The sequence below is a fragment of the Streptomyces sp. NPDC006655 genome (assembly GCF_040703965.1).
Taxonomy (GTDB): Bacteria; Actinomycetota; Actinomycetes; order Streptomycetales; family Streptomycetaceae; genus Streptomyces.
The window spans coordinates 49296-59950 of record NZ_JBEYJU010000052.1; the positions used below are offsets into that span (position 1 = coordinate 49296).

General features: G+C 70.4%; 9 protein-coding genes. 2 read left to right on the forward strand and 7 right to left on the reverse strand.

What is annotated here, in order from left to right; genetic code table 11:
• Complete coding sequence (locus AB0958_RS27250; RefSeq protein WP_366893096.1) at positions 1-981, forward strand: helix-turn-helix transcriptional regulator; 981 nt, start codon at positions 1-3, stop codon at positions 979-981.
• Here AB0958_RS27250 and AB0958_RS27255 read toward each other — a convergent pair.
• The 7 genes from AB0958_RS27255 to AB0958_RS27285 all read right to left on the reverse strand — a co-directional run bounded on the left by AB0958_RS27255 (position 944) and on the right by AB0958_RS27285 (position 9249).
• A complete protein-coding gene (locus AB0958_RS27255) occupies positions 944-2017 on the reverse strand; it encodes a helix-turn-helix transcriptional regulator (RefSeq protein ID WP_366893097.1) in 1074 nt (357 codons plus the stop codon). The two genes, AB0958_RS27250 and AB0958_RS27255, sit on opposite strands and share 38 nt — an antisense overlap.
• Before the next feature lie 486 nt (positions 2018-2503).
• Entirely contained in the window at positions 2504-3610 is a 1107-nt protein-coding gene (locus tag AB0958_RS27260) for a substrate-binding domain-containing protein (RefSeq protein ID WP_366893098.1), read from the reverse strand.
• Between the two features lie 343 nt (positions 3611-3953).
• A complete protein-coding gene (locus AB0958_RS27265; RefSeq protein ID WP_358979040.1) occupies positions 3954-4415 on the reverse strand; it encodes a helix-turn-helix domain-containing protein in 462 nt (153 codons plus the stop codon).
• 4 nt (positions 4416-4419) lie between these two features.
• A complete protein-coding gene (gene dnaJ / locus AB0958_RS27270; protein WP_366893099.1) occupies positions 4420-5592 on the reverse strand; it encodes a molecular chaperone DnaJ in 1173 nt (390 codons plus the stop codon).
• Positions 5593-5643: 51 nt separating this feature from the next.
• A complete protein-coding gene (gene grpE / locus AB0958_RS27275; RefSeq protein WP_366893100.1) occupies positions 5644-6303 on the reverse strand; it encodes a nucleotide exchange factor GrpE in 660 nt (219 codons plus the stop codon).
• Positions 6300-8135 (reverse strand): molecular chaperone DnaK, encoded by a 1836-nt coding sequence (gene dnaK / locus AB0958_RS27280; RefSeq protein WP_358979045.1) that lies wholly within the window; start codon positions 8133-8135, stop codon positions 6300-6302. Before dnaK ends, grpE begins: the two co-directional genes overlap by 4 nt.
• A 94-nt stretch (positions 8136-8229) precedes the next feature.
• Positions 8230-9249, reverse strand: coding sequence for an MraY family glycosyltransferase (locus tag AB0958_RS27285; protein ID WP_366893103.1), 1020 nt, complete (start codon positions 9247-9249; stop codon positions 8230-8232).
• Between the two features lie 227 nt (positions 9250-9476).
• Between AB0958_RS27285 and AB0958_RS27290 the strand changes: the two genes are divergently transcribed.
• The coding region (locus AB0958_RS27290) for a (Fe-S)-binding protein (protein ID WP_366893101.1) at positions 9477-10655 on the forward strand (1179 nt) is incomplete at its 3' end.

Sequence of the window (10655 nt, forward strand, 5' to 3'; positions counted from 1 at the left end):
GTGACCCACTGCGAGCACGGGGTCGAGGAGTTGTGCCCGGCCGGCGCGAAGCTGTACGAGCGCGCGCTGCGCGTCGGGTACGTGAGTGCCCGGGACGCCGCCGACGCGCCGTGTCTGACCGACTTCGGCCTCCTCCACCCGGCCCTCGACGACCTGGACCGGCTGGAGCCCGAGCCCCCGGGCGCGGCCCTGCACCGGCTGCTGCGCTCCGCCGCCGCCCGCATCGCCGACGAACGGCGGCGCGAGGAGCGGCTCGTGGCGCTGTTCGAGCCGCTGACGAAGGTCCACGCGCCGAGCCCGGCGGACAGCGGCACCCCGACGCTGCGCCTGCACACCGGCACCCGCCGCATCAACCAGGCCATCACCGACGCCATGGCCGAGGCGGGTCGGGAGGTGCTCTGCATCCAGTCGCACGCCGGTCTCACCGGCGCCCGCGGCCGGGCCGCCGCCGCGGCCGCCCGCAACCGCGACCAGGCGCTCCTCGACCGGGGCGCCCGCATCCGCGCCCTCTACCAGCACACCCTGCGCCATGTGCCGGAGGTGTACGGCGTCTTCGAGGAGGTACGGGGCGACTTCGAGGCCCGCGGCCTGGACGAACTGCCCGACCGGCTGATCGTCATCGACCGCACGGTCGCCTTCGTGCCCGCCGACCCCGAGGGCTCGCTCGCCCTGGAGGTCCGGCATCCGGCGCTGCTCACGTACTTCGTCACCACCTTCGACCGGCTGTGGCGGCTGGCCACCCCCATCTACCCGGACGTGGCGCACCGCCCCACCGTCAACGGCGTCACCCCGCGCCAGCGGGCGATCGCCGCCCTCCTCGTGGAGGGCCACACCGACGCCGTCATCGCGGAACGCCTCGGCATGAACGTGCGCACCGCCCGCGACCACATCGCCAAGCTGGCCGTGACCCTCGGCAGCGAGAGCCGCGCCCAGCTCGGCTATCTCATCGGACGCTCGGGGATCCTCGACCGGGAAGCCTGATCGCGGTCGGCGCCCCACCCGCCGCGTCCGGCCCCCCGCTCGCCCCGCCCGGCGGCCGGTCCAGGCCCACCTGCGCGATCCGCACGCCCAGTTGGGTACGGCTGGCCGCGCCCAGCGTCTCCGAGAGACGGGCGATGTGGGCCCGGCAGGTGCGGACGCTGATGCCCAGGCGTTCCGCGATCACCGCATCCTGGTGGCCCTCGGCGAGCAGCGCCGCGATGGACTGCTCCCGGTGCGAGATGCCCTCGATGCCGGTGTCGGGCAGTGCGGCGGTGAGCGGGATCGCCAGGCGCCACAGGCGTTCGAAGACCGTGCCGAAGTACTCGACCAGGGCCGGGTGGCGCAGTTCCAGGGCCATCGTGCGGTCCGCGTTCGCGGGGATGAAGGCGACCGTGCGGTCGAAGAGGATCAGCCGGTCGATGACCTCGTCGAGGGTGCGGGCCTCCACCGCGTCGCCCATCAGCTCCAGGTAGTTGAGCAGTCCCTGGCCGTGCCGGGCGACATGGGTGTAGAGGTCGCGCATCCGCACGCCGCGGCCGCGCAGGGCGAGCGCCCGGTGCAGGCCCTCGGTCAGCTCCGACTCCCGGCGGATGCCGCCGGGCTGCACGGTGAGCACCTCGGTCGTGCAGGCCTCCGTCGCCTCGTCCATGGCCGCCTGGATCCGTGACAGCCCGTCGAGGACGCGGATCGCCGCCGTACCGTCGGCGGCGGCCGTCAGGGCCGGCAGGTGCCGCCCCAGCCCGGCGTACCACTCGAACGCCGCCACCGCCGAGCCCACGCGCCGCTGGCTGTCCGTCACCTCGTCGTAGACCCCGCGCAGCAGCCGGGTCATGACCTCCTGCGGGGAGGTCGGCACCAGCCAGGCCATGTCGTCGGGGTCAGGGTGCAGCAGCGCCAGTTCCAGCAGACAGGGCACCGCGTCGGCATCCGTGCGTGCCACCCGGCCCCGGCGCACGGCCCGGGAGTACACGCGATCCCCGGCGGCGCACAGTCGGTCGGCTCCGTGTGGATGCTCCTCCGTCCCGTGCCCGGCCATCGCCCATTCCACCCCCGGTTTGCTGCCTCTTCCGCAGCGCAACTATGAGCGGTCCTGACCGGCTCCGCAACACGGCTCCTCGCACACCCGGCGCCGTCATGCGACGTTATGCCCCACTATCCGCCTGCCTCCGGGGACCCCGTTGCAACAAGATGACGGTGGTGGACAGGGGGTGCGGGCGGCATCGTGGAGATCGCTTCCCCCGGGTGCCGACGGCACCCGACGGGGCCTCGATCCGGCTCCCCCGCTCGGCTCGGGGCCCCGGCAACGCGTCCACGGGGGTGGCGCGTTGCCGGGCGGGCCGCTCCGGCCCGCGGCGCGCCCGACCAGGTCAACCGCGCCGCGGGCCCCTCGCCCACGCGCCGCCGCGACGAACTCCCCGACCGTCCACCGGACGCGGGTTCGCGGGGCCGGGGTCCTTCGCGGTTCACCTGCGGCCGGTGGCGCGCGGGTTGACGGCTGCCGACCGGCGCGAGCGCGGCAGCGCTACTTGAGGCCGGCCTGGGCGCACGCCGTCTTGTACGCGGCGGTGCAGATCTGCGAGATCTTGTAGATGCCGTCCGCGACGACGGTGTCCTTGATCTTGCTCTTCGTGACGGCGTTGACCTGCACCAGCTGGGCCGGGATGCCCTTCGTGGTGGGGCTGTCGACGGTGTCCTGGGTGAGCGCGTCGAACTGGATGTCCTTGCCCTGCACCTTGTAGACGGCCATCTCGGCGGCGGCCTCGGCCTCGTCCGGGTACGGCTTGTAGACGGTCATGTACTGGTCGCCGCTGAGGATCCGGTGGATGGCGTCGAGGTCCGCGTCCTGGCCGGTGATCGGCGGCATGTTGGTGATGCCGGCCGCCTTGAGGGCCTTGACGACGCCGGCCGCCATGGCGTCGTTGGCGGAGTAGACGGCGGCGATGTTGTCCTTGCCGATCGCGTTGATCGCCCTGGTGACCTCCTGCTGGGCGATGACCGGGTCCCAGTCCTTGGTGTCGTACGAGTCCGCGATCGTCACCTTGCCGCTCAGCTCGGACATGGCGCCGGTCTTGAACTGCTTGGCGTTGGGGTCGGTCGGCGAGCCGTTGACCATGATGACCTTGTTGGAGGTGTCGACGTTCGAGCCGAGGCCCTCCAGGAGGGTACGGGCCTGCACCTCGCCGACGAGCTCGTTGTCGAAGGAGACGTAGGCGTCGATGGGGCCCTCGGCGAGACGGTCGTAGGCGATGACCGGGATGCCGGCGTCCTTGGCCTTCTTCACCGTGCCGGCGATGGCGTGCGAGTCGACCGAGTCCAGGATGATCACGTCGACCTTGTCGTCGATCATCTTCTGCATCTGCTTCGCCTGCGCGGAGGCGGAGGACGCGGCGTTCTCGTAGTCGACCTTGCCCTGGTTGTTCGTGAGCTCGGCGATCTTCGACTTCATGATCGGGTAGTCGAAGGTGGTGTACCGGGTGTTGATCTTGTCCGGCATCAGCACACCCACCGTGATGTCGTTGCCCTTGGTCGGTGTCGCGGTGGCAGACGATCCCGTCGCGTTGAGCACGCCGCAGCCGGCGAGCGAGAGGGTCATCGTGGACGCGGCCACGAACATGGCTATACGACGCATACGGGGGCTCACTTCAGGTGCGTTCCGGACACGGGGCCACTTGAGGACCCAGATGTCTCAAAAGACAACGCGTACGCCACACCTGACGTCAAGCAAAACTACTTAACGAGTGCGCAACACCACGCTCCGCTGACCCTGTGAAGACTATGCGGAACCGCCTCCAGCCGCTCTCTACGCCCCCTCCATCCAAAGGGAGTTCACGGGCGGGCAAAGATCAGCACCGGCCGCCCCCGCACCCGGATACGACCAAAGGATCGAACGAAGCCAGCCAGCCGGCCGCAGGAAGACACGAAGGGGCCCGGAGGTGCGGTCACCTCCGGGCCCCTTCGTACGCGCGTCGCGGTCAGTCCTTGGCCTTCTTCGGGCGCCACACCACCAGCGCGCTGGTCTGCTGCACCTCCTGGTACGGCACCAGGTCACGGCGGTACGAGGCGTGCACCGCCGCTTCCCGCTGCTGCATCGCGGCCGCCGCACCGTCCACCGCCGCCTGGAGCTCGGCGACGCGCTGCTGGAGCGCGACGACCTGGTTCTCCAGTTCGATGATGCGCTTGATGCCGGCCAGGTTGATGCCCTCGTCCTGCGACAACGCCTGCACCTGGCGGAGCAGTTCGATGTCGCGGGCCGAGTAACGGCGGCCCCGCCCGGCCGTGCGGTCCGGGGAGACCAGGCCGAGGCGGTCGTACTGGCGCAGCGTCTGCGGGTGCAGCCCGGAGAGCTGGGCCGCCACCGAGATGACGTAGACCGGGGTCTCCTCGGTCAGTTCATAAGGTCCCCGAAAACTGTCACTGCGTCGACGGCCGTCCATCTCGTCATGCTCCCTTCGCGGCCTCGAACAGCTCGGCCCGCGGGTCCTCGCCCGCGGTCGCCTCGCGATACGCCTCCAGCGCGTCACGAGCCTTCCCCGACAGGTCCTTGGGGACACTCACCTCGACGGTGACCAGGAGGTCGCCGCGGGTGCCGTCCTTGCGGACCGCGCCCTTGCCACGGGCGCGCATGGTGCGGCCGTTGGGCGTGCCCGGGGGCAGCTTCAGGGTGACCGGCGGTCCGCCCAGGGTCGGGACCCTGACCTCGCCGCCGAGGGCCGCCTCGGTGAAGGTCACCGGGACGGTCACCGTCAGGTTGTCCTCCTTGCGGCCGAACACCGGGTGGGTGTCGACGTGCACCATGACGTAGAGGTCACCGGCCGGGCCGCCGCGCTCGCCCGGCGCGCCCTTGCCGCGCAGCCGGATGCGCTGGCCGTCGGTCACCCCGGCGGGGATGCGGACCTGCATGGTCCGGGACGACTTGGCGCGTCCGCTGCCCTTGCAGTCGGGGCAGGGGTTCTCCGCGATCAGGCCGCGACCCTTGCAGTCCGGGCAGGGGTCGGTGAGCGAGAAGCCGCCGCCGGATCCCCGCGCCACCTGTCCGGTGCCGACGCAGGTCGGGCACACCCGGGGGGTGCCGTTCGCGTCGCCGGTGCCCGAACAGGCCTTGCAGGGGGCCTGCGAGGACATCCGCAGCGGGACCGTGGCGCCCTCGATGGCCTCCGTGAAACTGAGCGTGACCTCGGACTCGATGTCCTGGCCGCGCCTCGGCTGGGTACGCGTGCCCGCGCCCCCGCCCCGGTTGAACAGGCCCCCCAGGACGTCACTGAAGCCGCCGCCGCCGAAGCCGCCCCCGCCCTGGGCGCCACCCCCGAAGAGGTCGCCCAGGTCGAAGTTGAAGCTGCCGCCGCCCGCGCCCGGGCCGGGGCGGAAGCCGCCGTTGCCGAAGAGGGCGCGTGCCTCGTCGTACTCCTTGCGCTTCTTGGGGTCGCCGAGGACGTCGTTCGCCTCGGAGATCTCCTTGAAGCGCTCCTCGGCCTTGGCGTTGCCCTTGTTGGCGTCCGGGTGGAACTCGCGGGCGAGCTTCCGGTACGCCTTCTTGATCTCGGCCTCGGTGGCGTCCTTGGGGACGCCGAGGACCTTGTAGTAGTCCTTCTCGATGAAGTCCTTGGTGCTCATCCCCGACGCCCCTCCTTCCAGTCAATGTCCACGACTTCGATGGCTACGACGTCAGCCCTCCTCAGGGCCGTTGTCCTTCTTCTCGTCCCCGGCCGCCGGGGCCTCGTCGGCTCCTTCGGCCTTCGCCGGCGTCGCCCCCGGCTGCGGTTCGGCGACCGCCACCCGCGCGGGGCGGATGGTGCGCTCCCCGATGCGATACCCGGGCTGCAGAATCGCCACGCACGTCGTCTCGGTGACGTCCGGCGCGTAACTGTGCATCAGCGCCTCGTGGATCGTCGGGTCGAAGGGCTCGCCCTCCTTGCCGAACTGCTGGAGGCCCATCTTCGCCGCGACCGTCTCCAGCGACTCGGCCACCGACTTGAAACCGCCGACCAGCTCGCCGTGTTCCCGGGCGCGGCCGATGTCGTCGAGCACGGGCAGGAGTTCGGTCAGGAGGTTCGCGATGGCGATCTCCCGGACCGTGATCCGGTCCCGCTCCACGCGGCGGCGGTAGTTCTGGTACTCGGCCTGCAGACGCTGGAGGTCCGCGGTGCGCTCGGAGAGCGCGGTGCGTACCTGGTCCAGCTGTGCCGTCAGGCCGGCCAACTGTGCGCTTGCGTCCCCGGCCGGGGCCGCACCCTCTGCGGGAGCGGCCTTCGGCTCGGCGTCGTCGGGGGTGGCGCCGGAGGGGACGTCGGGCTTCTCCTCGAAGCCCGGGGTCTCCTCCGTCACGCGGCACCGTCCTTGCGCTCGTCGTCGACGATCTCGGCGTCCACCACGTCGTCGGCTGCGTCACCGGCGGGGGCACCGCCGGCCGCGGCACCGGCGGCCTGGGCGTCGGCGTACATGGCCTGGCCCAGCTTCTGGGAGACGGCCGCGACCTTCTCGGTGGCGGTACGGATCTCGGCGGTGTCCTCGCCCTTGAGCTTCTCCTTCAGCTCGGTGAGGGACTCCTCGACCTCCGTCTTGATCTCGCCCGGGACCTTGTCCTCGTTGTCCTTGAGGAACTTCTCGGTCTGGTAGACGAGCTGCTCGCCCTGGTTGCGGGTCTCGGCGGCCTCGCGGCGGCGGTGGTCCTCCTCCGCGTACTGCTCGGCCTCCTGGCGCATCCGGTCGACCTCGTCCTTCGGCAGCGAGGAGCCGCCGGTGACGGTCATCTTCTGCTCCTTGCCCGTGCCCAGGTCCTTCGCGGTCACGTGCATGATGCCGTTGGCGTCGATGTCGAAGGAGACCTCGATCTGCGGGACACCGCGCGGGGCCGGCGGCAGACCGGTCAGCTCGAACATGCCGAGCTTCTTGTTGTACGCCGCGATCTCGCGCTCGCCCTGGTAGACCTGGATCTGCACGGAGGGCTGGTTGTCCTCGGCGGTGGTGAAGATCTCGGACCGCTTGGTCGGGATCGTCGTGTTCCGCTCGATGAGCTTGGTCATGATGCCGCCCTTGGTCTCGATGCCGAGGGACAGCGGGGTCACGTCGAGGAGCAGGACGTCCTTGACCTCACCCTTGAGGACACCGGCCTGGAGCGAGGCGCCGATGGCGACGACCTCGTCCGGGTTCACACCCTTGTTGGCCTCCTTGCCGCCGGTCAGCTCCTTGACGAGCTCGGCGACGGCGGGCATGCGGGTGGAACCGCCGACGAGGACGACGTGGTCGATCTCGCCGAGCTGGATGCCGGCGTCCTTGATGACGTTGTGGAACGGGGTCTTGCAGCGCTCCAGGAGGTCCGCGGTCAGCTGCTGGAACTGGGCGCGGGTGAGCTTCTCGTCGAGGTGCAGGGGGCCCTCGGCGGAGGCGGTGATGTAGGGCAGGTTGATCGAGGTCTCGGTGGAGGAGGACAGCTCGATCTTGGCCTTCTCGGCGGCCTCGCGGAGGCGCTGGAGGGCCATCTTGTCCTTGCCCAGGTCCACGCCGTGGCCGGCCGCGAACTGCTTGACCAGGTAGTCGACGACGCGCTGGTCCCAGTCGTCACCACCGAGGTGGTTGTCGCCGTTGGTGGCCTTCACCTCGACGACGCCGTCGCCGATCTCCAGGAGGGACACGTCGAAGGTGCCGCCACCGAGGTCGAAGACGAGGATCGTCTGGTCGTCCTTGTCGAGGCCGTACGCCAGCGCGGCGGCGGTCGGCTCGTTGACGATGCGCAGGACGTTCAGGCCCGCGATCTCGCCGGCCTCCTTCGTCGCCTGGCGCTCGGAGTCGTTGAAGTAGGCCGGGACGGTGATGACCGCGTCGGTCACCTTCTCGCCCAGGTAGGCCTCGGCGTCCCGCTTGAGCTTCTGCAGGATGAACGCGGAGATCTGCTGGGGGTTGAAGTCCTTCCCGTCCAGCTGGATCTTCCAGTCGGTGCCCATGTGACGCTTCACGGACCGGATGGTCCGGTCCACGTTGGTGACCGCCTGACGCTTGGCGACCTCGCCGACCAGAACCTCGCCGTTCTTCGCGAAGGCGACGACGGACGGCGTGGTCCGGGCACCCTCGGCGTTGGTGATGACGGTGGGCTCGCCGCCTTCAAGAACGCTGACGACGGAGTTAGTCGTGCCCAGGTCGATGCCGACCGCACGTGCCATGGTGATTTCCTCCAGCTGACTTGAGTGGAACGGACTCAAGTGTGCATGAAGCCGCGCCCTGGGTCAACAGACCTGAGTCGAGAGGGCTCAACTCTTATCCGTTCCTTACACGCAGGTGGCCGCTGACCTGCGTCGATTCAAGCCGCCGGGGTCCGTACACCGGCACCCGAAGGAGGAGCAGTACGACGCTGACGGTGACGCAGGCGACGCAGGTGGCGCCCGTCCGGCCGACCCAGCCGCCATGCACGAGCACCGCGACGAGTACCCCGGCGAAGGATCCGGTCCCGAGCACCACCGTCGCGCCCTGCGAGGTGAGCCCCAGCCGCCGCAGCCGGTGCGCGAGGTGGTCGGGGCCGCGCCGCAGCACCGGCCGCCCGGCGAGCAGCCGCGACAGGACCACCACCAGGACGTCGGCGCCCGCGACGGCGGTGAGCGCGAACAGCTCCCCCGCGCCGGTGACGGGGTCGTGCCCGGTCTGGGTCAGCAGTGCCGCCGCGGCCAGCACGAACCCGGCGAACAGCGAGCCGGTGGCGCCGAGGGCGATCCGCGCGGGATGCCAGTTGTGCATCAGGAACCCGGTGAGCGCGGCCGCGAGCACGCTCAGCAGCACGGCGAGCCCGTCCATCACCTCGGCCGCGGCACAGGCGCCGGCCCCGAAGGCCGTCACCACCCCGACCGTCCCGGCCAGCCCGTCGGCGTGGTCGAGCCCCTTGAAGGCGACGGCGACGAACGCGATCCAGCCGACGCCCAGCACCCCGCCGGCGATCCCGAACTCGCCGTACGGCACCACACAGGCCGCCGCCACGGCCGTACCGAACAGCAGGAACCGGGTCTTCAGCCGCCACACGTCGGCGACCACCCCGAGCAGCGCGACGGCTCCCCCGGCGATCAGCAGCTCCCCCACTCCGGCACCGAGGGGGGCGACCCCGCTCCAGTCGCCGACCCCCGCGACCACGCAGGTGGCGCCGACGACGGCGAGGCCGCCCAGGGCCGGCACGGGTCGGGCCCGCCGGCGGTCGACCAGGCCGAGCCGCAGCGCGGGCGGCCGGATCAGCGCGGCGAGGACGGCGGCGAGCAGCAGGGCGGTGGTGGCGGCGGCGATCCCGTAGAGCACAGAGTCCAAATTAGACCTGAATGTAACAATCATGTACGAATAACACGATCGGGTTGCGGGAGCGGAGCACAGGCGAGCCTCAGCGATCCAGATCACTCCGCACCTGACTACAGTGCGAGTAAAGATTGCGGGTAGTCTCAGACGGACTGAATAAGTTACCGCTTAGTAATTTCGGGCACCCTCCTCAAGAGACCCGAAGAGACCCCTCGCAGGCCCGAGGAGCCCCCATGCAACTCGCCGCGATCATCGTGTCGCTGGTACTCGCCGTGGTCGGCGTCGCGCTGTTCGGCCGCGCCATCGCGCAGATCTACCGGTTCGTACGGCTCGGCCAGGACGTCCCGGCGGGCACCCGCACCGACGACTGGACCGCCCGCACCGCCACGGTGATCAGGGAGTTCCTCGGCCACACCCGGATGAACCGGTGGGGCGTGGTGGGCGTCGCCCACTGGTTCGTCGCCGTCGGCTTCTTCTCCCTGGTGCTGACGCTGATCAACGCCTTCGGCCAGCTGTTCCAGGCCGACTGGGCGCTGCCGGTCATCGGCCACTGGCTGCCCTACGAGATGTTCGTCGAGTTCATCGGCACGATGACCTCGCTCGGCATCCTCACGCTCATCGTCATCCGGCAGCTCAGCCACCCGCGCCGGCCCGGCCGCAAGTCCCGGTTCGCCGGCTCGAACTTCGGCCAGGCCTACTTCGTCGAGGCCGTGATCCTCATCATCGGCCTCGCCATCATGACTCTGCGCGGCCTGGAGGGCGCCCTCGCCGGGGTGCACGGCTACGAGGCCGCGTACTTCGCCTCCTACCCCCTGGCCGCCGCCTTCCGGGGCACGAGCGTCGACACGCTGCAGAACCTGGTCTACCTCACGGCCATGATCAAGATCGCGACCTCCTTCATCTGGATGATCACGGTCTCGCTCAAGACCGACATGGGCGTCGCCTGGCACCGCTTCCTGGCCTTCCCGAACATCTGGTTCAAGCGCGACGCCAAGGGCGAGACCTCGCTGGGCGCGCTGCTCCCGATGACCTCCGGCGGCAAGCCGATCGACTTCACCGACCCCGGTGAGGACGACGTCTTCGGTGTCTCCCAGGTGGAGCAGTTCTCCTGGAAGGGCCTGCTCGACTTCTCGACCTGCACCGAGTGCGGCCGCTGCCAGTCGCAGTGCCCGGCCTGGAACACCGGCAAGCCGCTCTCGCCCAAGCTGCTGATCATGTCCCTGCGGGACAACGCGCACGCCAAGGCGCCGTACCTGCTCGCGGGCGGCGGCAAGACCGCCGAGGGCGAGGAGAAGGCGTCCGAGGAGCAGCTCGCCTCGGTGCCCGCGGCAGCGCTGGCCGAGGCCGAGCGGCCGCTGATCGGCACCGCCGAGGAGAACGGCGTCATCGACCCGGACGTCCTGTGGTCCTGC

What these genes read in the sequence shown, in the direction of transcription:
- AB0958_RS27260 (WP_366893098.1), bottom strand. Translation starts at nt 3,610, where the DNA reads ATGCGTCGTATAGCCATGTTCGTGGCCGCGTCCACGATGACCCTCTCG.
- AB0958_RS27255 (WP_366893097.1), bottom strand. Translation starts at nt 2,017, where the DNA reads ATGGCCGGGCACGGGACGGAGGAGCATCCACACGGAGCCGACCGACTG.
- AB0958_RS27265 (WP_358979040.1), bottom strand. Translation starts at nt 4,415, where the DNA reads ATGGACGGCCGTCGACGCAGTGACAGTTTTCGGGGACCTTATGAACTG.
- dnaJ (WP_366893099.1), bottom strand. Translation starts at nt 5,592, where the DNA reads ATGAGCACCAAGGACTTCATCGAGAAGGACTACTACAAGGTCCTCGGC.
- dnaK (WP_358979045.1), bottom strand. Translation starts at nt 8,135, where the DNA reads ATGGCACGTGCGGTCGGCATCGACCTGGGCACGACTAACTCCGTCGTC.